Origin of the sequence: Rothia sp. HMSC061D12, from assembly GCF_001836735.1 — a bacterium.
Taxonomy (GTDB): Bacteria; Actinomycetota; Actinomycetes; order Actinomycetales; family Micrococcaceae; genus Rothia.
In genome coordinates this window covers 213,849-237,929 of the sequence record NZ_KV830307.1, presented here as the reverse complement: position 1 = coordinate 237,929, position 24,081 = coordinate 213,849, and the positions used below count along the sequence as shown (strand labels likewise).

Sequence of the window (24,081 nt, the reverse complement as noted above, 5' to 3'; positions counted from 1 at the left end):
AGGCAGACAAAAAACAGTGCGGGGTGCTGACCGTTATAGTCAGCACCCCGCACTGTTTGTTTTAAATCTAGCGCTGTCTCTTAGCTCTAACTTCTTAGCCCAGGTAGGGGGTTGCGGAGATAATCTTGGCGCTCAGTTCCTTACCGTTCGGAGCGGTGTAGGAAACCTCGTCGCCCTGCTTAGCACCCATGATTGCGGCACCCAGCGGGGACTTCTCCGAGAAGACCTTCAGGTCGCTACCTGCAGGCAGAGTGTCCTCAATTTCGCGGGAGCCGAGCAGGAACTTCAGGGTGCGGCCAGCAACCTCAGCTTCGATAACCATGCCGTGTTCTACCACGCCGTCGTCAGCGGGAGTATCGCCGATGTGCGCGGTTTCGAGCAGGTGCTTGAGCTGCTTGATGCGTGCCTCGTTCTTGGCCTGCTCGTCGCGGGCGGCGTGGTAGCCGCCGTTCTCGCGGAGGTCGCCCTCGTCGCGTGCCTGCGCGATGCGGTCGACGATTTCCTGACGGTACGGGCCGGAGAGGTACTCCAGCTCCTGGGTGAGACGGTCGAAGGCGTCCTGAGTGAGCCATGCACCGGTGTTGTCAGCCATGCGTATCCTTTGCTTATGCGCCGGCGTTGCCGGTGCGAAACGAATAAACCCGCTACCGCGTGCCGCGTTCAATGCGCGGAGGTGCCGGTAACGGAATGAATCAACAGACCTATTCTAGAGCACCGGAGGATTTTCGGCTGTTATGCCGGTCGTATCTTCCCCTCTGAGCGCATCTTCGTCGGTACGCACGCCTGTAGCTGAACGCTCCGCCAGCATCAGCCTGTTTCATGCCCAAGAATCTGCTGATATGACGGCATGTTTCACGATGTCACACGGCGTCATCTGCGCTAGTGTACCGGCGCTATCCTTGGGTATCATACGAGAAGCTACAACCGTAAAATTTCTGCCGTGTAGCGCTCGTATTCGCGAGTCACAGACACATCATCGACCCCCTGGCGCATCACCTAAAGGAGACCACCGTGAGCGAAGCCATTGAACAGCTGAAGGCAAACCTGCCGACTCACCCTCCCGTGGACTCCCTCAAACCGCTGGAGGAGGACTACACCGGTCTGCGTATCCTCGCGGTGCACGCCCACCCGGACGACGAGTCCTCCAAGGGCGCCGGTACCGCCTCGGCGTATATTGCCCGTGGTGCCCGCTTCATGGTGGCGACGATGACCGGCGGGGAGCGCGGTGACATCCTGAATGGGGAGGTCGATAAGAGCCCGCGTGCGCACCGTGACCTGCCGGGTCTGCGTCGTGCTGAGATGGCGGCTGCCCGCGAGATTATGGGTATTGAGCACCGCTGGATTGGCTTCTTCGACTCTGGTCTGCCCGAAGGCGACCCCATGCCGCCGCTTCCCTTCGGTAGCTTTGGCACCATGCCCCTGGATCGTGCCGCCGCGCCGCTCGTGCGTCTGGTGCGTGAGTACCGCCCGCACATCATCATCACCTATGACGAGATTGGCGGCTACCCGCACCCCGACCACATCATGACCCACAAGGTTGCCGTGGAGGCATTCGAGAAGGCAGGCGATCCCGAGGCGTACGTGGGTGAGGGCGAGCCCTGGACCCCGCTGAAGCTCTACTACGACCGCGCGTTCAACCCCGAACGCACCCTCGCCCTGCACGAGCATCTGCTCGATACGCACGGTGAGAGCCTGCTGAGCGGCTGGATTGAGAACATCGCGCACCGCGCTTCCTCGGGGGAGGCGCCTCGCCGCGAGACTACGACCCGCATCCTGGTTCACGAGCACTTTGAGCAGCGCGATCAGGCTTTGCGCGCGCACGCCTCGCAGGTGGACCCGAACGGCGTGTTCTTCGCCGTTCCCAGTGAGAAGCTGAAGGATATTTGGCCCTGGGAGGACTACACGCTGGCCGCCTCGCACGCTGAGGTTCAGCTGCCCGAATCTAGCCTGGACGAGGGCCTGAGCGACTACTACGTTATCTAGGCTGGGGTGCATCGCCCCGCGCGTTACAATGATGCCCTTCACCCACGATATGAGTCGTAGGTGAAGGGCATCATCCATTCTTAGGCGCGCGATGCGTGCAGCCCCTGTGCACAACCCCGAACGCCGCCACCAGATGCCACAAATTTTGAGCCGATTCTCAGCCCAACCGTGATGCCGATTGCCGCGAAGGTACGGCGCGGCGGCGTAGAATAAGAGCTTGGACTCTTTCGTTATGAGCCCGCTGAATTATCTGCCACGACAGCCGAATGAGGTATGAGCTATGAGCGCCAACGCCCTGCCCGTGATTACTGTGCACGGCCACGCCAGCAACCCCGGCACTGTCACTGAGCCTACCGTCTATGAGCAGGCTCTGGCGCGCTCGCTGAGCCCCGAATCCCTGCCGGCACATATTGGAGTGCTGGTGGACGGTAACCGCCGCTGGGCGGCTCAGCGCGGCTTGAGCACCCGTGAGGGCCACGCCGCCGGTGCGGAGCGAATTATTGATTTTCTGGCCTGGTGTACTGAGCTGTCGATTCCGCAGGTGAGCCTGTACATGCTCTCCACTGAGAACCTGAAGCGCCCCGAGAAGGAGCTGACCGGCCTGGTCGCTGTGATTGATGCGTTCTTGGTGCGTCTGGTGGAGTCCGCCTGCGGTCCGGTGCGCGCTATCGGCAATATTGACCTAATTCCTCCTCAGCTGCACGAGCGCCTGGATTGGGCGATTGAGCAGACTGCGCACCTGCCCGGTGTTCGCGTGAACATTGCGGTCGGCTACGGCGGCCGCCAGGAGATTGTGGACGCGGTCAGCTCGGTTCTGCGTGAGGCCGCCGCTGAGGGCGCATCCTTGGAATCGCTTGCCGAACAGCTGAGTGTGGAGGATATTTCTTCGCACCTGTACACCGCCGATATGCCCGACCCGGACCTGCTGATTCGCACTTCGGGCGAGCAGCGCCTGTCCGGTTTCATGACCTGGCAGAGCGCGTATTCTGAGTTTTATTTCTGCCGCGCCCTGTGGCCGGATTTCACACGCGTTGATTTTCTGCGTGCCCTGCGGGATTACGCGAACCGTTCCCGCCGCTTCGGTTCCTAGAACTTGGATGCCCTAGCGCCATCGGTGCATGTTTCTCGGCCGGCTGGCTGGTTCCTGGCTAGCAGTCTCCGGTAGTACAGCCTCCAGCAATACAGAATGGACGTTCTATGCTCGCTGAGCTTTCCCGCCTCTACAACGCTGGAGGCGCCTCCGTTATTGCCGCTCTGGTGCTCGGCAGCTACCTGCTGTATTTTCTGTGGTGCGCCCTGCGGCTGTGGCGTATTGACGTGCGGGAGCACCGTCTGCCGCACCGCATCCTGATTCCTTTGGCTATTGCCACCTATACGGCACTGCCGGTGTCTTTGCTTTTTGCCGGTCGCCCCGCCGATATTTGGCGTGTGATTGGTGCCGGTCTGGTGCTGTGGTTCTGCTACCTGCTTCTGCGTATCCTGTCTTTTGGCGCGCTGGGCCGCGGGGATGTGAAACTTGCCGGCATTCTGGGCGGCGTGCTCGGGTACCTGTCCTGGGCGAATCTGGGCTGGGCGTCGCTGGTGACGTTCCTTGCCGGTGGTCTGGTGTCTTTGGCTCTGGTGCTGTTTACGAAGGCGCGCGGTAGCACCCGCATTGCTTTCGGTCCGTTTATGCTTTTGGGGGCGCTGGTGGCGTTGGCTGCTCCGGCGTATTCTCTGTGGTAGATTTCGAAGTAGGGTGACCGTCCGGCTAAGTGGCGGGCTTGTTCTGTGTGCGGCTCGCGGCTGTTTGCTCTGCTCTCTAGCACCTATTCCCGATAGACTTGCCGGGGCTTTTGAAAGGTTGATGTTATGCCTACTCCTCCCTATATCCGTAAGCTGCGTGAGCAGATTGGATCGGATTACCTGTGGCTGTCCGGTGCGACGGCTGTGGTGTACCGTGAGCAGGATTCTAAGGTGCTACTGGTGCGCCGTAGCGATAACGGGGCGTGGACCCCGATTACGGGCATTGTGGACCCGGGGGAGAGCCCCGCACTGACCTGCCTGCGTGAGGCGCAGGAGGAGGCGAACGTGCAGATTGAGGTGCTGGAGCTGGCGCAGGTGAAGGCTGACCCGCCGATGCAGTTCGGTAATGGTGACCGCTGCCAGTTCTTGGATCATACGTTCTTGTGCCGCTGGGTTTCTGGTGAGGCGAAGGTGAACGACGAGGAGTCTTCGCAGGTGCGTTGGGTGGATGTGTCTGACCCGGCGGAGCGTGCGTTGCTTTCGGATCGGATGCTGGACCGTATTGATGCGGCGCTGAACTATAACGGCCACTGCCGTTTTGGTTTGGAGTCGGTGCCGCCGGAAGAGCTCTAGACCGGTTACTGGGACTGAGTAAAAGCTGCCGAACTAAACCTGTACATACAGAAGGAGGGGCGACCCGCCGTCATGGCGAGTCGCCCCTCCCAGCATTTTTATGACAGTTTGTTACATGTTATTGGGTGGTTCTTCCTGTTTTTCTGTGGGAGTGGGGGACTGGAAGCCTAAAGGTTGCCGTGGTTTTATTTTGTTTTTGTCTTCTTTACCTTAAGTTGCGTCTGTGTATCGAGTTATGAGTGGTGTACATGAGATGCTTTATATATGACACGGGTTACATTGGGAGTGACGGCCCCGTATTAGTCAGTAACCCGAGAAAGATTCGTTCACGTGATGTTCTGGTGAGCGTAGTCGCTTTCCTTTTACTCTGCCTATAAATCTTTAAGGCATGCCATTTTTCTGTGAACTAGGCTCATTGTGTTCATCGCAATTCTTGGGCGCTATTTTGATGCGTCCTGGAAGGAGCAAAGCATGACAACACATAAAATACCCTGGAGAATCTACGTAGCCCTTATTGGCTCTCTGGTAGGTACAGGAATATATTCCTTCGCCCTACCCATCGCGATTCTCGCTAGTACAGGCGAAATTGGGTTGGCTGGCGTAATGGCGGTAGCCATGCAAATCCCCAATATCGCCTTGGCATATCCACTAGCAACCCTATCTGATAGTCTGCCTCGAAAACCTATGATTGTGATTGCCGGGGCAGTAAACATCCTCAGCATCCTTACCTTGGCGTTGATGATTGAGCAGCATATGCTGTCATGGTTCACCATCGCCGCACTAGGATTTGTGAGCGGTGTCTTCTCCGAACTGGCTGCTGCCTCAGAAGCAGGATATATTCCGCAGCTTCTCGGACGAGAAAACCTTCTTTCGTACAATGCACGTCGTGAAATTTGCGAGGGAATATCCGCAATCATTGCACCCCCTACAGCAGGATTTATTGTTCTTGTCGCGGGTGCAACGGTCGGTCTTATCGTCCCGGTGCTCCTTTTCGGAGCGGCAACTATTTCATACGCAACGTTGCCATCCGTAGAGATGGAAACTAAAACTGAGCAACGCGAAACCGCACAACATGGGTTTATTCACCGCATGTTTGACGGTATCCAATACATGTTCTCCGGCGCCCCGCAGAGACTTATCCTTGTCTACACGTTCTTCTTGGCGGCAGCTACAGCATCGTATTCACTCATCATTATTTACCGCCTATACGAGGAACTCACTTTTGAAGCCTCAGTGGTAGGCATGATTATGGCCTGCAGTGGTATCGGCGGTATTGTCGCGGCACTCATCATCGATCGTTTCCTCTCTTTCGAGAACACACGAGGAATGCTGCTGGTCGCCAATGTCGTATCCCTGCTCGGAATACCGCTCGTCACTGTCAGCAATAACCCCGTAGTGCTCGGCGCCCTGCTCTTCATCCTGGACGTAGGATGGGCATCAGCTTTCATCTTCTCCAACAATCTGCGTGACTGCATTACACCGAATGAGCTACTGGGGCGTGCCAGCTCCCTTGACGGTGCCGTGTTTGGACTAGGAACGCTGTACTCCATGGGCGCGGTAGCACTGATGCTTGACCATCTCGGCTCCTTCAACGCTGCGCTTGTCGTCAGTATTCCGGCTGTACTCTGCCTCATCTACACGCTGGTCCACTATAAACAGTTCAAAGTGTTTAATATCGTTGAACAATAGTGAGAACCCGCTACCACCTTAATGACGGGGGCAGAGAACATACACAGAAGGAGGGGCGACCCGCCGTCATGGCGAGTCGCCCCTCCCTCTATGGTTAAGCCGCGAACCTCAGGCGAGGTTCAGACGGGGTGAGATTAGAAGTTGCCCAGCATCTTGGTGACGTCCAGAGCCGCATCCAGCTGCTCCTCAGTCACTTCGCCGCGCTCCACGTAGCCCAGTGCCACAACTGCCTCACGGACAGTCACCTTGTGAGCCACCGAGTACTTAGCGATCTTCGCAGCAGCCTCGTAACCAATCAGCTTGTTCAGCGGGGTCACGGTCGACGGCGAAGCCTCAGCCAGGAAGCGGCAACGGTCAACGTTAGCGGTCAGACCGTCAATCATCTTCTCAGCCGAAACGCGAGAAACGTTAGCGAGCAGGCGAATCGACTGCAGCAGGTTAGCAGCCATCACCGGGATACCCACGTTCAGCTCAAACGCGCCGTTAGTGGAAGACAGAGCAATGGTTGCGTCGTTACCGATGACCTGAGCGGCAACCATAATGGTAGCCTCACAAATCACGGGGTTGACCTTACCGGGCATAATCGAGGAGCCGGGCTGCAGATCCGGGATGTGCAGCTCGCCCAGGCCGGTGTTCGGGCCCGAACCCATCCAGCGGATGTCGTTGCTGATCTTCATCAGGCCGTACGCCAGGGTGCGCAACTGACCGGAAACCTCAATCAGGCCGTCACGGTTAGCCTGAGCCTCGAAGTGGTTACGAGCCTCGGTCAGGGGCAGGCCGGTCTCCTCAGCGAGCAGCTCAATCACACGAGCGGAGAAGCCGTCCGGGGTGTTAATGCCGGTACCCACAGCGGTACCGCCCAGGGGAACCTCAGCCACACGGGGCAGAGAAGCGTTCACACGCTCAATGCCGTAACGCACGGTTGCGGCGTAGCCGGAGAACTCCTGGCCCAGGGTGATGGGGGTTGCGTCCATCAGGTGGGTACGACCGGACTTCACAACGTCCTTGAACTCTGCGGACTTGCGCTCCAGGGACTCAGCGAGCACCTCGAGAGCGGGAATCAGGTCCTTCACCAGAGCCTCGGTCACAGCAACGTGCACGGAGGTGGGGAAGACGTCGTTGGAGGACTGGGAAGCGTTCACGTGGTCATTGGGGTGAACCTCAATGCCCTTGGACTCCAGGGAACGGGTTGCCAGGGTTGCCAGAACCTCGTTCGCGTTCATGTTCGAGGAGGTACCGGAACCGGTCTGGAAGACGTCAATGGGGAAGTGGGCGTCGTACTTACCGGTTGCTACCAGATCCGCTGCGTCGCGGATAGCCTGGGCGCGCTCAGCGTCGAGCACCTTGAGTTCCTCATTGGCGGTCGCGGCTGCCTTCTTCACGAGGGCAAGCGCACGAATATGGGCGGATTCGAGGGTCTGACCCGAAATCGGGAAGTTCTCGACTGCGCGCTGGGTCTGTGCACGGTAGAGTGCATCAGCCGGAACGCGAACTTCGCCCATGGTGTCATGTTCAATGCGGTATTCAATGTTTTCAGCCATATCTCTAGGATAGGCGTTCAAAGTGGCTTACGTCGCCTCGAAAAGGTGTCAAAAGAGGAAAAACGCTCATAAATTTTGAGGCGTGAGAAGGCACGTAAAAACCCCGCCCCGGTAGATGTGCGAACACGCTACCGTGGCGGGGGTATCCCATAGAAAAATCTGTTGTTAAGTGCGAGCATGTGGGTTCTCGCGCTAAGGCTCGTAATGAGCGGAGAAGAGGAAACCTAGTCCAGGTTCTCGGCAACCACAACGCGCGGGGGAGTCTTCACGACCACCGGAAGCGTCTGAGTCGGCGGGTTCTGCGCGTCGTTCTTCTCCTCCGGCAGGGTCAGATCCTGCGAACTGAACACCAGCTCCGCCTTACCCTCCTTCAGATGGTAGAAGACACCAATCACGGCGACCTTACCCTCAACCACCGCATCCGAAATGATGTGGGACTGCTCAATAATGCGGATGGCGGTCTGGCGGGTGTGCTCACGCACCATGTCGTTAACGACCGGGTTCTCCGGCAGCTTCGGGGACATCACCGAAGGCAGGATGTGCTGCACCAGGTTACGGATGAAGCCGTGCGGCATCTCACCGGACTCCAAGGACTTGCTGGCCGCAGTCACAGCACCGCAGGAGTCGTGACCGAGAACCATCACAATGGGGGTCTCAAACTCATCAACCGCGTACTCCAACGAACCGAGCGCGGCATTCTCCAGGACGTGGCCGGCGGTACGCACCACGAACGCGTCGCCCAGGCCCAGATCAAAAATAATCTCTGCCGCGAGGCGAGAGTCACCGCAACCGAAAATCGAGGCGAACGGGAACTGACCCGATGCCAGGTCGGTACGGCGAATCGTGTCCTGGTTGGGGTGCTCGTTGCTGCCCTCAACAAAACGGCGGTTACCGTCCTTCAGACGCTTCCATGCTTCTGCGGGAGTCGGTTGGATGCCAGCCATGTGATGCTCCTTAGCGGACAAGTACAGATAACGCATGCCGTCGGAGGCAGCGAATCTGCGAACGGGTATGTGGGGCTTCAGGCGCTCGCGCTGAAGCTGAGTTTCTCGCCGGGAGCCTCCCGGAGAAAGAACCTACCTCAAATATGCCTTAAATATGCGAAAAATAGCTAGTTTGGCACGCCTTCACAACACCCAAAATCAGTGCCTCAGAGCGTATGAAGCGCCGAAGAGAGACGCAGCCCTCACCAATTTGCCGCATCTGCTCACCTTAAAGTCAACACGCACGCAAACTCGTTCAGAACAAGAAAAACGAAGCCTGAGCGCGCTATCCTGAAAGGAGCACTACTGCGTCGGCGACTTCGTGCTGGAAAGAACCAGCCAGCCGACAGTGTATTCAGAAATCTCGAAGGTGAGTCTATGACTACGAACAACAATCACGGCGATCGCAACCTCGCAATGGAACTGGTCCGCGCGACTGAAGCAGCAGCAATTGCTGCAGGCCCCTGGGTTGGCGCAGGCGAAAAGAACCTCGCAGATGGTGCAGCCGTAGACGCAATGCGCTACCGCCTCTCCACCGTCAACTTCAACGGCACCGTCGTCATCGGTGAAGGCGAGAAGGACAAGGCTCCCATGCTGTACAACGGCGAGAACGTCGGCGACGGCTCCGGTCCCTCCCTCGACGTGGCGGTTGACCCCATCGACGGTACCCGCCTGACCGCACTCGGCATGGACAACGCCCTCTCCGTGATTGCTGTGGCAGACGGCGGTACCATGTTCGACCCCTCCGCAGTGTTCTACATGGAGAAGCTGGTCACCGGCCCCGAAGCCGCAGAGTTCGTGGACCTGCGCCTGCCCGTCAAGCAGAACCTGCACCTGGTCGCTAAGGCTAAGGGCAAGAAAGTTAGCGAGCTGACCGTATGCGTGCTGGACCGCCCCCGCCACGCCAAGCTGATCCAGGAGATTCGCGAGGCAGGCGCCCGTACCCGCATCATCCTCGACGGTGACGTCGCAGGCGCTATCGCAGCTTGCCGCGAGAACACCGGCGTGGACCTCATGCTCGGCACCGGCGGCACCCCCGAAGGCGTCGTCGCAGCGTGCGCTATCAAGGCAACCGGTGGCGTGATTCAGGGCCGCCTGGCACCGACCGACGAGGCTGAGCGCGAGAAGGCACTGGAAGCCGGCCACGACCTCGACCGCGTGCTGACCACCAACGACCTGGTCACCAGCGACAACTGCTTCTTCGCCGCAACCGGTATCACCGACGGCAAGCTGCTGCGCGGCGTGCGCTACAGCAAGAACGTTGTGACCACCCAGTCGCTGGTCATGCGTTCCTCCTCGGGCACCGTGCGCACCGTTGAGGCTGAGCACCGCCTCTCCCGCCTGCGCGAGATCCTCTCGCACACCAAGAGCCCCGGCGAAGCATAAGCCCTTGAGGTAGCCCCCAAGCATAAAGGAGCCGCCCCCGACCGAGTGATTCGGTCGGAGGCGGCTCCTTTGTATATTTAGCCCGTATATTGAGCTCGTATATTTAGCTTTTAGCTCTCAGAACCTACCCAGATTGGGGCGCCTGAAGTCGTTAGCGAGAGCGGAAGGACTGAACCTTTGCCTTCGCCTTTGCCACTGCATCGCAAACCGCAGGACGAGCCTTGTACGCCAGGGTGTAGGCGCGGTAACCCAGCGAGGTGACCGGCACATCCCAGGTACCCGGGTACTCCACGGACTCGCCGCCGAAGGACTTCTTGAACTTCGTGAAACCGGCCCACTCGTGATCCGGCTGATCCTCCGGCGCGATGCCGAAGAGGTCAACGTACTTCAGGCCCTTACGCTTAGCGTCCAGGATAAAGTTCGTCACCACCACAACACCTGCACTAAGGTTGCGGTGCTCGAAGGAAGCCGCAGCGTGCGCGTAGGTGCGGGTGTCATCCGAATCGTACACAAACGCCGCCGCAATCGGGGTGCTCTCACCGTTCTCATCGGTCAGCTTCGCAATGTACAGGGACGCCGCACCGGCGGGCATCAGCACGCGAGCAACCTGCATCAGGTACTCATCCTGCTGACGGTTAAAACCGTTACGGTCCGCGGTTTCCTCGAGGAAGCCGAAGAGAATCGTCATATCCGAGGGATTGGTCGACACCTCAATGGTCACGCCCTTTTTGTGGAGATTACGATGACGATTACGGTAACTGGAGCTCATTCCCTTGAGGATTTCGTCCTCAGTGCCCGAAAGATCAATAATCTGAGTGTGCGAAGGCTGCACCTGGCGAGGAGCCAGAACCGCACCGCGACGAGCCAAGAAAGCAGCCGCATCCTGATCGCCCCAAATAGCGGATTCAGTAGGCTCAATGCGCACAAACAGGCAACGAAGCTTTGCGGCCTCTTCCTTCAACGACGCGAGAGCCTCATCAAAAGCCACAGCGCTGGAGGCGACCGGTCCGTACGGGCTGTACAGGTAGCGGCCGGTAGCACCGCCCTCAACGGTCGCAAGGTACGACCAGCCGTTACCGCTCTTACGAATTACGGTGTGACCATTAGATTCCTGAAAACGTGCCCAAATATCGGACTGAAGAATATTGCTCATACTTCTAGTGTATCCGAGCTTAGGGAACGTAAGCCTGCGGCTCCGAGGAAGCCTCGGGGGCAGGTGCCGGGCGAGTCGAGGAGGTGCTCTCCTCAGCCTCATGCTCGGCAGCAGCCTTCGCCTTCGCCTCGGCTACGCGGGCGCGCAGGGCGGCGCCCTTGTCCATAGCGCTCTGACGCAGATCCTGAGAGAACTGACGCAAATCAGCGTGAACCTGCTGAGCAAACGCATCGGTGCCCGAACCCAGAATACGCAGAGCCAGCAGACCCGCATTGCGAGCGCCGTTAATGGAGACGGTAGCTACCGGAACACCGGCGGGCATCTGAACAATCGACAGCAGCGAGTCCATGCCCTCGAGGTTCTTCAGACGCACCGGAACACCAATCACAGGCAGAGCGGTGACGGAAGCGAGCATACCGGGCAGATGAGCGGCGCCGCCGGCACCGGCAATAATCACGCGAATACCGCGGCTGTGAGCCTTCTTGCCATACTCAATCATGTCCTCGGGCATGCGGTGTGCAGAAACAACATCAGCCTCGTAAGGGATGCCGAACTCGTCCAGAACCTCGGCTGCGGCCTCCATGACCGACCAATCCGAATCCGAACCCATCACAATGCCAACAATGGGCTGGGAAGAATTATAGGGAGACTGAGACATAATCCTCATATCCTTTCAGGATGCGGTGGCGAACCACCATCAATAGGGTGCGTCGGATACGCAGGATGCTCTCACCCCACGCACCGGCTAAAAATAGGGCTACAGGGGGCGGCCGTCACGCAAAATGGAGGCGGCATTCGCGGCGCTGTGGCGCAACTCGTCAAGCTCAGCCACCGTGCCAGTAATGTTCACGTGACCAATCTTGCGTCCCGGACGGGTTTCCTTGCCGTAGAAGTGAATCTTTGCGCGCGGCTCAGCCGAAAGCGCCAGCGGGTAGACGCCGAAGATATCCTCGTTCTCGCCGCCCAGGTAGTTCTTCATCACTGCAACGCCCTCCAGCACGGAGGTATCGCCCAGCGGCAGATCAAGCACCGCACGCAGGTGCTGCTCAAACTGGCTGGTCACCGAACCGTCCTGAGTCCAGTGGCCGGTGTTGTGCGGGCGCATCGCCAGTTCGTTGATGTAGAAGCCTGCGGGGGAGCCGGGTACCTCAAAAAGCTCAGCAGCCATCACACCGGTGACACCCAGCTCGGAAGCAATAGTCACGGCGGCGGAAGCGGCAGCCTCAGCAATCTCGGGGTCCAGATTCTGCGCGGGGGCAATGACCTCGTCACAGATGGAGTTCACCTGGATGGTCTCAACGACCGGCCAGGGGCGCACCTCGCCGCTTTCACGGCGAGCAACCAGCGCGGAGAGCTCACGGGTGAAGGGCACCTTCTCCTCAGCGAGCAGGGCGGAGAAATCAGTGCGGGAAGGCAGCTGCTCGAACCACTCGGCGCTGCGCTCGCGAGCATCGGCGGGGGAATCCAGAACGAGAACGCCCTTGCCGTCGTAGCCGCCGCGCGGGGTCTTCAACACCACGGGCCAGCCAATCTCATCACCGAAGGCGAGCAGCTCGTCCAGGGTAGAAACCTGAGCCCAACGCGGGTTCGGCAGACCCAGGCGCTCAACGGCCTGGCGCATCAGGAGCTTGTCCTGGGCGTACTGCAGGGCTTCGGGGCGGGGCTGAACGTTCACGCCCTCCGCCATGAGAGCGCGCAGAAAATCGGTGGGCACGTGCTCGTGGTCGAAAGTGATGACATCCTTGCCGCGAGCAAACTCGCGGAGGGTGTCCAGGTCTTTGTAGTCCCCGACGGGTGCGGTACGTACCGCTGCCACGGCGCCGACGGTGGGCGCCTCCGCAAGAATCTGCAGGTCGAGGCCAAGGTTAGTTGCTGCGGGTGCCATCATGCGGGCCAGCTGGCCTCCGCCGATGACGCCAATTACGGGTCCAGTCACAGGGTAAGTCACAGCACCTAAGTGTACCGGTTTCAGAGTGCTTATGGGAGCAAGACCACATTAAGGTCACAGAATGAGTGCCAGGGAGGTGAAACAATCCAGCGCATAGATTCTTGCGCCGTTGATGTAACGCGGCGGATACGCGGGTAAAGCCCTCAAGCTTGCCTCTTTGGCATCATCAGGGGCGAGGTGAACGGAGGCGTCCCGATAGCTGGGAGGTCCATGGAAAAACTCTCAGAGGTACAGAGAAGACAGCAGGACTGTATTAACATATAAGAGCTTGTAAAAGAGGCTGAAGCATTCGACCGTCGCCGCGTAACTAGCGCCCACCGTCGCATATCGCCCCTTTTTCCCGATAAAACTCCGCTAGATAGGCCCCGTATGAGCGCACAGACGAAACCGACCCTCACCGAACGCTTGAAATCCCTCTGGGACAGCTACGGTATTGAGGTGCTCAAATTCGGTACCGTGGGCGGCGCCGCCTTCATCGTGAACTCTGTGACGGTGTGGGTGCTGATGATGACCATCATGTCGGAGTCCCACACCAAGGCGAAGGTCGTTGCAAGTGTTGTCGCAACCATCTTCTCCTGGCTCATGAACCGCCTGTGGACCTTCCGCGAATCCCGCTCCGAGAACTGGAAGCGCGAAGCTATCGAATTCGGCTTGGTCAATCTGCTCGGCATCCTCGTTGAGGCCGGCTGTGTGGCATTCAGTACCTACGTGCTGAACCTGCGCACCCCCGAGGCGTCCTTCATCTCCGGTACGATCATCGGTACCATCCTGGGCACCATCCTTCGCTACTTCCTCTACCGCTTCTGGGTGTACGGTTCGCACCGCCAGAAAGTCGAAGAGGGCGAAGGTACCGACCACGAGGAGCTCGGCCGCATGTTTGACGAGGCAGCCGCCATTCTCGACGGCGAAGAGCCTGCAGCACGTAAGGCAACCTCTGAAACGGCTGCATCCGAGGCGCAGCCGAAGTCCGGTTCGCAGAACTCCTAGACCCGCCTAAGGCCGGTCATCAGCTAAGACTTGTTCCAAAAACTTATCCCCCGATACACGCTGTATCAGGGGATAAGTTTTTAAAAATCTAGAAACTGTGGAAGACTCACTAGGCGAGGGAAACTAGCTGCGGGGAATCTCCACTGCACGCTCGGAATCCATCAGGGACGCCAGCTGCTCATCCTGCCAGTCCACGCTCGGGTCAGCCACAAACACCGCATGACCGGAGAGCAAAATTGCCAGAACCTCCAACAGGGCGCTCATGGTCGCCTCCGACGCATCAAAAGCGTAATCGGGGCTCAACTCCAGCGTGAGCGCACGCTGCCCCGAAGGTAGCGTATAGCCCGCCGTGCGATAAATCTGCGCCTGCGCGAGCGCCTGCTCGTACGCCTCTGCGTATGTGAAGCCCTCAAGCACCTCTGCCGAGTCATCCGGAAGCATACCGGAGTACTGGTCGCCAAAGCTACGCACCAGCGCGCAATAATCGAGCACCTCATCGGCATAGGAGGACAGCGCCTGCAGGTCACCGGTGTAGGAAAGCGCCAGCGGGGCACGATCAACCCCCAGAAGGTACGCGGGGTCGTTCGTGTAGCCAGCCTCCTGCTCGGTGCAGACCGCAGCAACCAGCGGCTCATCCTGGTTCAGCAGGGCACCCACACGCAGCGCCGCCAAACCCAGAACAATAGTGCGCCAGTGCAGGGGCGCCTGAAGATCAAAACCCTCGCCGGGCTCCAGCTCGCATTCTTCAACCAGCAGGTTTGCGCTCTTATCAACCCAATTCATCAGAACCCTGCCGGAGAGTTCGATGCGCTCGCCATTTGCCGAATACCAGATGAGGGCGGGGGTCTGCTGGCTGCTGAGCTTCTCAAAGAAGCGGTTCAGAGTTGTGGGCACGGAGGCGCCGGTGGGGGAGAGAGTAACCATGGGTTTTACTCTACCGCACCGTGTGGTGGGGCGCGTGGAGAAGCCGACGCTGGAGTAAAAGATACAGGGGTAAAGTAAAAACTTCTAAGGGCGCCTTAAAAACCTAATGGCTCAAAATGTTTGACAGCCCTAATGTCTCATTTTGGAATGCGGCATAAATATAAATTGGAAATGTAAATGCTTCGCAATGCCTCGAAAAAATATTCAGAAACCGCATGGTGAAAAAGATAAGTTTTTCTTATCTAATTATTAGAATCTTTCCTCGCGCTCGAGATGGGGTGGGTGGGGTGGTCGTCGTGAACCCTTATATTTGCGGTCAGCATGCGGAATTTGCGGGCGATGGAAACCGGCCCTGGAGAAGGGAAAACCTGGGTGCCCCTTAGATGTGAGCGAGGGTAAGTGGTGCGTGCGAAAATATATAAAGGTCAAATTTACATTAAATATGACGCCCCTAACACATACATCTAAATATTGTTTAAGTCTAGTTTGACGAAACGGCGTGTCGCACGTCTAATAGATATATAAGCGTGTTTGCCTTGGAGGGACCGTAGAGGCCAAAGCGAACCATGCCACACCATACACACTAAGATTCCGTCCACGACGGATCCGCAGACTCATTAAGCTCACAATGAGAACACGGAAGGAAAACCCATGGGCTCCTACATTGCATCGGACCGCTCCATCGCGGCCGCGCGCGCATCAGGCGCTCAGCACCGTAGCATGAATCCCACTCAATCTCTCGAAAAAGCCACCGACGCCTTTCTCGCAGACGCAGAACGAAACATGCCTGCCTGCACCGACGTATGGACCGCAGCGGCAGGACTCTACGGAACCGAAGGCGAAGACGGAGAACTCGCCTGGCAAGCTGAAGCGCTCTGCGCCCAAACCGATCCTGAAGCCTTCTTCCCCGAGAAGGGCGGCTCCACCCGAGACGCCAAAAGGGTATGCGGTGTATGCCCCGTGCGCGAAGAATGTCTACAATATGCAATGGACAATGACGAGCGCTTCGGAATCTGGGGCGGGCTGTCAGAACGTGAACGCCGCCGACTGCGCAAGCAGGCGAGCTAAGCCAGGAAGGTACCATCTACATGCAGACCGCACGACTGTGCTCCCGCCAGACCTGCCAGCGAGAGGCGACTGTTACTCTCCACTACTCCTACGCAGATTCCACGGCACTCATTGACGCGCTCTCTGAATTCCGCGAACCCCACGCCTACGACCTCTGCGACGACCACGCCGCACGACTGACGGCACCTCAGGGTTGGCGAGTGGTCTACAAGGTACCCGTCCAGGGTGCGGACACCACCGAATCCTAGAATTCGAACCCAAGATTTAAACACCCGAATGCAAAGAACCTTCCGTGAATTCACACGGAAGGTTCTTTGCGTATGAGAAACTGGCAGATAGTATAGACACCCGCAACTCACTCAAACACCAATCACTCGAAAAGAACACGAGATCAATGAGCAAAGAAACACACCGAGGAATGTGGGGCGCACTGCGCCCGGCCATCCGCCGTACCAGCGCCGACGAACTTCTCAAGGCCCGCCGCGCAGAGACCGTCACCAGTGAACCGGCACCGCACACCGGCGCATTCGGCCGCATCGCAGCAGACGTACCCACCGTCGCTGAAGAACCCGACCTGCCCACCGGTTCCGTACCTGTCGTCCCGGCGCGCAGCAAACTCCGTGAGCAGGGCGTCGGCACCCGCGTGCGCACCCGCACCAACGTCTCCACCGGCTTCGTGCCCCTCGTCCGCGATTCGAAGAGCACCCCCAAAAACCCGACCCTCAGCGACCTCAACCGCGAAACCATGCAGCGCGCCGCCGAAGCAGAAGCAGCAGCAGAAGCCGAAAAAGCCGCTGAAGCAGAAACCGTCGCCACCGCGGAGGCGGCAAGCGCCTCCACCGCCGGACGTAAGTACCGCACCGAAACCACCCGCACCGGCCACACCCAAGCGGTCGCAGACCCCAACGCGCCCCTGTCCTCCCTGGCAGCCTCACCCGAGGCCGCTGAACGCGCCGCGGCACGCGAAGACGCCGTGGAAGACACCCCGCGCCTCCTCAAGCTTCGCGCAACCCTCATCGCGCTCACCGTACCGCTGACCGTACTCATGATCGCGATCCGTGCCGTAGCCTCCGCGCCCTTCCTCTGGCTCGAATACCACCGACCCGGATTCCCCGAAGACAGCTACGGCTACTACCTCATCGAGAGGATGCGCCTGGGCTCCTATGGCGTGGACTACATCAACAACTTTGCGCCGCGAGAATACCTCGCCCGCGTTACCACCGGCGCCGACAACGCCCTCGCCTTCACCGAGGCAGAAGTGAACCACATGCACGACGTGAAGTGGGTGCTACTCATCGCCACCGTAGCCGTTGCCGCGCTCTTCCTCGTGACGCTCTTCAGCAGCATCTCCCTGCGCGAGCGTGCCCCCGGAACCATCCGCCGTAGCCTCTTCTCCGGCGCGTGGATTACCCTGGGACTCATCGTGGTGCTCGGCGTTGTGGGCGCCTTCGGTTGGGAATGGCTGTTCACCACCTTCCACCAGGTGTTCTTCCCGCAGGGCAACTGGGAGTTCTCCGTGCGAAGCTCCCTGATTCGCCTCTACCCGCCGCAGTTCTGGATCGATGCAGCAATCGCCGTAGCGGTCCTCGTGGCAGCGCAGATTACCCTCCTGCTCGTGACCACCTGGCCCACCAAATACCGCAAGCTCAAGGCAGAACGCCGCCGCCAGGAACGCCAGGAACTGCGAGTCAAGCTCGCCTCCGCACGAGTCGGCGAGAACTAAAAATCATCAGCCTCTTCACCGTGCGAACCAGCGCGGAAAGGGCACAGCAAAGGGGGCTGGGCTCTACCCATACGGTAAAACCCAGCCCCCTTCGCTATACCCAAGCTCGCATTGCTCGCGCCTCAGCCCGAGCCTAAAACCCGGCTCTAAAACCCGAGGCTAGATTCCGAGCCTAAATCCAGGACTTGAACCACATGTGCGAATACCACTGCTCATACGGAATCACCTGAGCAGTCCACAGCGGCATAAAGTACGCGCTCAACACCAGCACGCCCACCAGGTAAATCGTCACCAGCGTCACGCCCAAACGAGCACGCAACACCGAACCGCGAGCACCCGACAGCACCAGACCTAAAGTACCCGCCAACAGCAGAATCAGGAACGGCTCAAAGGACAGCGCGTAGAAGTAGAACATCGTGCGGTTCGGGTACATAAACCACGGGAAATAGCCCGCACCGAACACAACCAGCAGCGCACCAAAACGCCAATCCCGCTTCAACAACAGAACCAGAAGCGCCACAATAATCGCCGGAATAAACGCCCACCAAATCGCCGGGTTACCGATATTCAAAATAGCCTCGGAACAGGACTTCACGGTACAACCCGAAGAACCCAGCTTCGGCGACTCATAGTAGTACGAGGTCGGGCGGCCCAAAACCAGCCACTGCCACGCCTGCGAAGAATACGTGTGCGGGCTGCTCAAACCAGAATGGAACTTAAACGCCGACACATGATACTCCCACAGGGAACGCAGATCCTCAGGAAGCCACATGACGCCCTTGCCGGGGTTCTCAACAGCCCAACGGCGGAAATACGCATTCGAGGACTGGAACCAGCCCGCCCAAGTGCTCAGGTACACCAGCAGACCCACACCAATCATCTGGAAGAACGCGGGGATGCCGTCACGCACCAGCGCCGTTAGACCCCACTTATCCAGGCCCACAATACGGCGAGCATTAATATCCCAGAACACCGTCAGCAGACCCATCGCCGCAATAAAGAACAGCGAATTCCACTTCACGCCCACCGCGGCACCGGCACACACACCGGCAGCAAAACGCCACAGGCGCAGACCCATGCTCGGGCCCCACGGCATCGGCGGAAGCACACCGCTATTCTGGCGTGCCGCCTCCGCAATATTGCGCGCCAACACGCGCCGCGCCTGAATACGGTCAAGCACCAGGCACACAAAAGTCGCCAGAATCCAGAACATCTGGAAAATATCCAGCAGAGCCAGGCGAGACTCCACCAGCATCAGGCCATCCACCGCAGCCAGCAGCGCCGCAATAGTCGCCACCGTCATCGAACGGAACAACAACCAGCCAGCATACGCAATCAACGCCACCGACAGGGTGCCAATCACCGCAGCAGAAACACGCCAACCAAAGGGATTATTATCACCAAAAATCGCCATGCCCGCGGCAATCATCCACTTACCCAACGGCGGATGCACCACATACTCCGGCGAATCCGTCAACAGACCCGACGGGTGACCCGCCGCAAAGGAAGCATTAGCGTCCTTCGACCAGCTCAACTCATAGCCGTAATGCACATACGAGTAGGCATCCTTGGCGTAGTACGTCTCATCAAAAACAATGGCATTCGGATGCGCCAAATTATAAAAACGCAGAATACCGGCAACCAGCACAATCAGTGCGGGCGCCAGCCAGCCCCAACGCGGGGCACGAATATAGGCAACAGCGAGCGCATCCAGCAGAGAATCGAGGCTGTAACGACCACGTTCAAACGAAGAACGGGCCGAACCAGCCGAACCAGCCGGAGCGGCAGATGCGGGAGAAAGTAGCTTAGGTATCTTCACCCCATCAATCCTAAAGGGTCAGAACGCACGATGCACCATTTCAGCCCGTGAACGGCTTATATGACGCACTGGCACCTGTGCCTGACGCGGAGTCCCACCCGGTACTGGATTGAGCGCGGGCGTTACACTTAGTGGGTACACGAAGACCAGACACAAACACGAGGCCTGCCATGACCGCACCCGCAGAATACACCGAAGAAACCGCCGCCCCCTCAGAAACGGTCGAGGCACCCGAGACTGACACCGCCGTCACTTCCGAAGAAGGCGGCGTACTCATCCTCGGCGGCACCCCCATCGGCAACCTCGCCGACGCCTCCGACCGACTGCGCTCAGCCCTCGCCACCGCAGACCTCATCGCCGTTGAAGACACCCGCAAGCTACGAACCCTCGCCTCCGGGCTTGGCGTGCGCACCCGCGGCCGCATCATCGTCAACCACGACCACAATGAAGCCGAACGCAGCGAAACCATCGTGCAGGCGGTACAGGACGGTCAACGTGTGCTGCTGCTCTCGGATGCGGGCATGCCCACCATCTCTGACCCCGGCTACGTTGCCGCCGCAGCCGTCGCAGAAGCCGACCTGCCCGTCACCGTGGTGCCCGGACCCTCCGCGGCGTTGACCGCGCTCGCGCTCTCCGGTCTGCCCACCGGACGATTCACCTTCGAAGGCTTCCTCGCCCGCAAGGGCTCCGAGCGCACCCGCCGCCTCGCATCGCTGGCGGGGGAGGAGCGCACCATGATCTTCTACGAATCCCCGCATCGCACCGCCGCAACCCTCGCTGATTTTGTGCAGATCTTCGGCGCTGACCGCTGCGGAACGGTCAGCCGTGAGCTAACTAAGCTTCACGAAGAGGTTCGACGCGGTACCCTGGCTGAGCTTGCCGAATGGGCTGACTCTGAACGCGTCCGAGGCGAAATCGTCATTATTGTTGAGGGCGCACAAGCCCCCGAAACCCCCGAAGCGCGGGACGTAGTGCAGCTAGTCCTCGACCGTGTGGCTGGCGGCGAGCGCCTCAAGAGCGCCTGCGCCGCGGTCGCCGCCGAGACCGGCACCTCCAAGCGTGACCTGTACGAGGCAGCCCTGGCTGCCCGCTCCGAATAACCCAAAACACCCGCAGTTTTATCCCGAGGATTTATCAATGTGTCAGAGCCACCCCGGTCCTGAAATCACCCAGGAGTACCTGAACTCCCTCGCCGCCCTGGCGAACTACACCCTGCCCACCCCCGCGGCACTCCAGGCAACCACCCTGCCTAACGGCTGGGAGCCGGTGCCTGGTGAAGTACCCGCGCCCTATAAGGCGGAACTCTACACCGGCATCAGCGACGCCGAAGGCGGAGAGGGAACCCGCCGCCGCTCCACCACCGGCGAGAACGGTCGCAGCCGCAACCTGGTCTTCCCGCCAGCCCCCGAGCCGCTACCGTACCCGATTGTGGATAACCACACCCACATGGACCTGCTCGACGGCGAGGTAGAAATCAGTGCCCGCGATGCGCTCGATGCCGGTGAGAAGCTCGGCATCGGCGCCATCGTGCAGGTCGGATGCGATATCCCCTCCTCCCTCTACGCCGTGGCCGCCGCCCAGGCTGACGAGCGTGTGCTGGCCGCCGTCGCCATTCACCCGAACACCGCCCCCGAGCTGGCCGCAGCCGGTCAGCTGGAGGCGGCGCTCGCCACCCTCGACGAGCTCGCCACCGCCGATCGTGTGCGCGCTATTGGCGAGACCGGCCTGGACTATTTCCGCACCGGCGAGGAAGGCATGGAGGCGCAGCACTACAGCTTCCGTGAGCATATTCGCATTGCGAAGAAGCACAACCTGGCGCTGCAGATTCACGACCGTGACGCGCACGAGGATGTTGTGCGCATCCTGGATGAAGAGGGCGCACCGGAACGTACCGTGTTCCACTGCTACTCGGGTGGCCCGGAGCTTGCCGCGATCTGCAATGAGCGTGGCTGGTATATGAGCTTTGCCGGCACGGTGACTTTCAAGAACTCGAAGGGTATTCAGGAGTCGTTGGCGATGGCTCGCCCGGAGCTGATTCTGGCTGAGACGGATGCACCGTTCTTGACCCCGCATCCGTTCCGTGGCCGCCCGAATGCGTCCTACATGACGAACTACACGGTGCGGTTCATGGCGGCTCATCGCGGTGAGGAGCTGGAGGTGCTCTGCCGCCGTATTCGTGAGAATTCGGAGCGGGTTTACGGTCAGTGGTAGGCGCGTACAGCTTATAGCGGATAGCTACTTGGAGTCGCCTCGCGGTGCCTGGCTGCGTGCTAGACTATAGCGACTACAAACAACTCACTCAAACAGCTATGCCATGATCTGGCGCGTAGTACTTTAGGCATGTTTTGCGTCTAAAAGAATGCGCTTAAAAATTAGGGGTGCAAGAACTCTCACTTGGTTTTGTGCCTTGCTCCCGGTGATTGGTGCTCTAGGAGGACACTATGGCAAAAATTCTGAAATACGTTCTGGGACTGGACGGCGCTAACCGGTTTGATTCTTTCTTCTCGGTGGGGGCACCCGCTCAAGGTTTTCAGCGTTATTCTGCGGTGGATAACCGTGATAATCACGTCACTGATGCACAATTCGATAGCAAGCTGTTCTTGACTCGTTACGGTAAAGAGCCGAGGCCTGCCGAAAAGGGTTGCGCTTTGAGCCACTACCACATGTGGAAGGACTTCCTCGCTTCAGATGCCGACTGGGCTTTGCTGGCAGAGGACGATGTCCTCATTTCCCCTGACCTGCAGCCTGTAGTGGAGAGGATTATCGAAAAGTATCCTCACGTGCAGATGGTTAACCTGGGTGATATCTACGCTTCTGAAGCTGGCAAGCTCAACCCGCAGGTTGATTACCCCCGTCTTTCGTTGCTTTCTCCTTTTGTGTACGGCAAGTACCGTATGGGTAGTGCCTATGGTTCAAAGCCTCTGTATGGTGCTGCCTTGTATCTTCTTTCGCGTTCTGGGGCTGAACGACTCGTAGAATGTTATGGCGAGACGGTTCCCGGCGTTGTTGCTGATGATTATTCCCTCTACCGAGAATGGGGAGTGGACGTATATTTGGTGCAGCCCGGCCTGTGCGGTTGGGAAGGTACCAGCCTCATTCAAACTTCTGGCGTTCGTCACTTGGAAAGTCTCAAGAGCACGCAGCATGGCACCGGTTTTATCGACCGGTTGCGCATCGCTCTGGCGCCGAAGAAGCGTATTGCGAACGCGAAGAACATTCTGGAAGCCACCATTGATGATGTGAAGCAGCGTCAGGACGATAATCCAGAGACGGTAACCCAGAGACGGATTGGGCTACTGTCATCACATAAAAATGTAAATATGTGGGTCTTCTGCCTGTCTAGTATCCCCTCCCCATCGTGTATCTGCGGTAGGGAGGGGATTTTTGCTGTGCACCAGTACGACGCGTGCCATATCGCGTTTTAACCTGCGGAGACCTGAGATTGGCGCATGGTGAATGATAGAATTCTTTTTACGTTGCACTGCGGTGTGCGTATTTATCACACGCTCAATATTTCAGACTCCCTGCCGTTTACGCACTGATTTTTAAGATTGATGAACCCCTCTGTTGTGCAGGTGGTCTGAAGTTCTGAAAACTCATCATTAACCGACGCGATCTTCTACTGCTTAGGTCTTCTGGATGAGTTATTGAAGGGAAAAACATGGCAAAGATTCTGAAGTATGTTCTGGGCCTGGACGGCGCGAACCGTTTTGAATCGTTCTATTCGGTGGGCGCACCTGTGCAGGATTTTGTCCGTTATTCTGCGGTGGATAACCGTGATAATCACGTCACTGATGAAGAATTTGACGTTGAGTTTTTCCGTAGCCGCTGGCATCGCGACCCCAGCCCCGCGGAGAAGGGCTGCATGCTCAGCCACGTGAAGATGTGGCGTGACTTTGTTGCGAGCGACGCCGACTGGGCACTGATTGCTGAAGACGACATCCTTCTTTCTCCGGATGCTGAGGCGGTGGTGAACTCAATCATCACGAAGTACCCGCAGGTGCAGCTGGTGAACCTCTGCGATTCTTTTGCGAATGATGCCGGCAAGCTGAATCCGCAGGTCGAATACATCCGCCTGTCTCTGCTGTCTCCTTTTGTGCACGGTAAGTACCGTATGGGTAAGCCGTACGGTACTTGGCCCCTGATTTGCACCGGTCTGTACCTGATTTCCCGTTCGGGCGCTGAGCAGCTGCTCAAGCAGTTCGAGGGTAAGGCACCGGGTACTGTGGCTGATGACTATAAGCTGTACCAACAGTGGGGCGTGGATGTGCGTTTTGTGCAGCCTGGCCTGTGCGGCTGGGAGGGCAGTAGCGTCATCCTGGAATCCGGTAAGCGTCATCTGGATAAGGTGAATAGTCTCCAGCACGGTACTGGTCCCCTGGATCGAGTGCGTATTGCTTTGGCGCCGAAGAAGCGTATTACAAATGCTAAGAACGCCCTGGAAGCCACTCTTGATGAGGTAAAGCAGCGTTTCTCGCGGTAACCTAAACTGTAACCTCCCCACCATCCACCTATGTGA

At 58.6% G+C, this 24,081-nt stretch carries 22 protein-coding genes; 14 read left to right on the top strand and 8 right to left on the bottom strand.

The genetic code is table 11. From position 1 onward, the window contains the following. Positions 1-94: 94 nt before the first annotated feature. Entirely contained in the window at positions 95-592 is a 498-nt protein-coding gene (greA, locus tag HMPREF2682_RS07635) for a transcription elongation factor GreA (protein WP_070832907.1), read from the bottom strand. Positions 593-1,011: 419 nt separating this feature from the next. On the opposite strand from greA, the gene mca reads away from it, so the two are divergent. From mca to HMPREF2682_RS07610, 5 genes are all read left to right on the top strand, one after another. Beyond that, positions 1,012-1,983 carry a mycothiol conjugate amidase Mca gene (gene mca, locus HMPREF2682_RS07630; RefSeq protein WP_070832903.1) on the top strand — a complete coding sequence of 324 codons (972 nt, stop codon included), beginning with the start codon at positions 1,012-1,014 and terminating at the stop codon, positions 1,981-1,983. A 280-nt stretch (positions 1,984-2,263) separates the two neighbouring features. After that, positions 2,264-3,073 (top strand): polyprenyl diphosphate synthase, encoded by an 810-nt coding sequence (gene uppS / locus HMPREF2682_RS07625; RefSeq protein WP_049354994.1) that lies wholly within the window; start codon positions 2,264-2,266, stop codon positions 3,071-3,073. A 107-nt stretch (positions 3,074-3,180) separates the two neighbouring features. Beyond that, complete coding sequence (locus HMPREF2682_RS07620; RefSeq protein WP_005508942.1) at positions 3,181-3,708, top strand: prepilin peptidase; 528 nt, start codon at positions 3,181-3,183, stop codon at positions 3,706-3,708. A 126-nt stretch (positions 3,709-3,834) separates the two neighbouring features. Beyond that, positions 3,835-4,341 carry an NUDIX hydrolase gene (locus HMPREF2682_RS07615; RefSeq protein WP_070691471.1) on the top strand — a complete coding sequence of 169 codons (507 nt, stop codon included), beginning with the start codon at positions 3,835-3,837 and terminating at the stop codon, positions 4,339-4,341. Between the two features lie 417 nt (positions 4,342-4,758). Then, positions 4,759-6,030, top strand: a complete 1,272-nt coding sequence (locus HMPREF2682_RS07610; RefSeq protein ID WP_246824612.1) for an MFS transporter — start codon at positions 4,759-4,761, stop codon at positions 6,028-6,030. A gap of 134 nt (positions 6,031-6,164) precedes the next feature. Here HMPREF2682_RS07610 and HMPREF2682_RS07605 read toward each other — a convergent pair whose 3' ends face one another. Further along, positions 6,165-7,571: a class II fumarate hydratase gene (locus HMPREF2682_RS07605; RefSeq protein WP_049338717.1), complete on the bottom strand. Its 1,407-nt coding sequence runs from the start codon at positions 7,569-7,571 to the stop codon at positions 6,165-6,167. Positions 7,572-7,795: 224 nt separating this feature from the next. Then, positions 7,796-8,515: a carbonic anhydrase gene (locus HMPREF2682_RS07600; RefSeq protein ID WP_005508935.1), complete on the bottom strand. Its 720-nt coding sequence runs from the start codon at positions 8,513-8,515 to the stop codon at positions 7,796-7,798. Positions 8,516-8,932: 417 nt separating this feature from the next. Between HMPREF2682_RS07600 and glpX the strand changes: the two genes are divergently transcribed. Then, positions 8,933-9,940, top strand: a complete 1,008-nt coding sequence (gene glpX, locus HMPREF2682_RS07595) for a class II fructose-bisphosphatase (protein ID WP_049355000.1) — start codon at positions 8,933-8,935, stop codon at positions 9,938-9,940. A gap of 151 nt (positions 9,941-10,091) precedes the next feature. On the opposite strand, the gene HMPREF2682_RS07590 is transcribed toward glpX, so the two are convergent. The 3 genes from HMPREF2682_RS07590 to HMPREF2682_RS07580 form a co-directional block, all read right to left on the bottom strand. Then, the gene (locus HMPREF2682_RS07590) at positions 10,092-11,093 is read right to left on the bottom strand and encodes a lipid II:glycine glycyltransferase FemX (protein WP_070832901.1); all 1,002 of its coding nucleotides are present in this window, start codon (positions 11,091-11,093) and stop codon (positions 10,092-10,094) included. Positions 11,094-11,112: 19 nt separating this feature from the next. After that, positions 11,113-11,751 carry a 5-(carboxyamino)imidazole ribonucleotide mutase gene (gene purE, locus HMPREF2682_RS07585; RefSeq protein WP_070832898.1) on the bottom strand — a complete coding sequence of 213 codons (639 nt, stop codon included), beginning with the start codon at positions 11,749-11,751 and terminating at the stop codon, positions 11,113-11,115. Between the two features lie 99 nt (positions 11,752-11,850). Continuing rightward, positions 11,851-13,041 (bottom strand): 5-(carboxyamino)imidazole ribonucleotide synthase, encoded by a 1,191-nt coding sequence (locus HMPREF2682_RS07580; protein WP_070832895.1) that lies wholly within the window; start codon positions 13,039-13,041, stop codon positions 11,851-11,853. A gap of 369 nt (positions 13,042-13,410) precedes the next feature. On the opposite strand from HMPREF2682_RS07580, the gene HMPREF2682_RS07575 reads away from it, so the two are divergent. After that, positions 13,411-14,028 (top strand): GtrA family protein, encoded by a 618-nt coding sequence (locus tag HMPREF2682_RS07575; protein WP_070832892.1) that lies wholly within the window; start codon positions 13,411-13,413, stop codon positions 14,026-14,028. A 123-nt stretch (positions 14,029-14,151) separates the two neighbouring features. Here the strand turns inward: HMPREF2682_RS07575 and HMPREF2682_RS07570 are convergent, their stop codons facing one another. Beyond that, complete coding sequence (locus HMPREF2682_RS07570) at positions 14,152-14,952, bottom strand: TIGR03089 family protein (RefSeq protein WP_070832888.1); 801 nt, start codon at positions 14,950-14,952, stop codon at positions 14,152-14,154. A gap of 651 nt (positions 14,953-15,603) precedes the next feature. Between HMPREF2682_RS07570 and HMPREF2682_RS07565 the strand changes: the two genes are divergently transcribed. The 3 genes from HMPREF2682_RS07565 to HMPREF2682_RS07555 all read left to right on the top strand — a co-directional run bounded on the left by HMPREF2682_RS07565 (position 15,604) and on the right by HMPREF2682_RS07555 (position 17,743). Then, positions 15,604-16,020 carry a WhiB family transcriptional regulator gene (locus tag HMPREF2682_RS07565; protein WP_005506882.1) on the top strand — a complete coding sequence of 139 codons (417 nt, stop codon included), beginning with the start codon at positions 15,604-15,606 and terminating at the stop codon, positions 16,018-16,020. Positions 16,021-16,040: 20 nt separating this feature from the next. After that, the gene (locus HMPREF2682_RS07560; protein ID WP_049355007.1) at positions 16,041-16,268 is read left to right on the top strand and encodes a DUF3499 family protein; all 228 of its coding nucleotides are present in this window, start codon (positions 16,041-16,043) and stop codon (positions 16,266-16,268) included. A 146-nt stretch (positions 16,269-16,414) separates the two neighbouring features. Next, positions 16,415-17,743 carry a TIGR01906 family membrane protein gene (locus tag HMPREF2682_RS07555; protein WP_070832885.1) on the top strand — a complete coding sequence of 443 codons (1,329 nt, stop codon included), beginning with the start codon at positions 16,415-16,417 and terminating at the stop codon, positions 17,741-17,743. A 172-nt stretch (positions 17,744-17,915) separates the two neighbouring features. On the opposite strand, the gene HMPREF2682_RS07550 is transcribed toward HMPREF2682_RS07555, so the two are convergent. Next, positions 17,916-19,562 carry a dolichyl-phosphate-mannose--protein mannosyltransferase gene (locus HMPREF2682_RS07550; RefSeq protein ID WP_070832882.1) on the bottom strand — a complete coding sequence of 549 codons (1,647 nt, stop codon included), beginning with the start codon at positions 19,560-19,562 and terminating at the stop codon, positions 17,916-17,918. Positions 19,563-19,732: 170 nt separating this feature from the next. Here HMPREF2682_RS07550 and rsmI point away from each other — a divergent pair, with 170 nt between their 5' ends. The 4 genes from rsmI to HMPREF2682_RS07530 all read left to right on the top strand — a co-directional run bounded on the left by rsmI (position 19,733) and on the right by HMPREF2682_RS07530 (position 24,045). After that, entirely contained in the window at positions 19,733-20,662 is a 930-nt protein-coding gene (rsmI, locus tag HMPREF2682_RS07545) for a 16S rRNA (cytidine(1402)-2'-O)-methyltransferase (RefSeq protein ID WP_070832879.1), read from the top strand. Between the two features lie 37 nt (positions 20,663-20,699). Next, entirely contained in the window at positions 20,700-21,773 is a 1,074-nt protein-coding gene (locus HMPREF2682_RS07540; protein ID WP_070832876.1) for a TatD family hydrolase, read from the top strand. Between the two features lie 230 nt (positions 21,774-22,003). After that, a complete protein-coding gene (locus HMPREF2682_RS07535) occupies positions 22,004-22,987 on the top strand; it encodes a glycosyltransferase family 25 protein (RefSeq protein WP_246827285.1) in 984 nt (327 codons plus the stop codon). A gap of 236 nt (positions 22,988-23,223) precedes the next feature. Next, the gene (locus HMPREF2682_RS07530; RefSeq protein WP_049355013.1) at positions 23,224-24,045 is read left to right on the top strand and encodes a glycosyltransferase family 25 protein; all 822 of its coding nucleotides are present in this window, start codon (positions 23,224-23,226) and stop codon (positions 24,043-24,045) included. Positions 24,046-24,081: the final 36 nt, after the last annotated feature.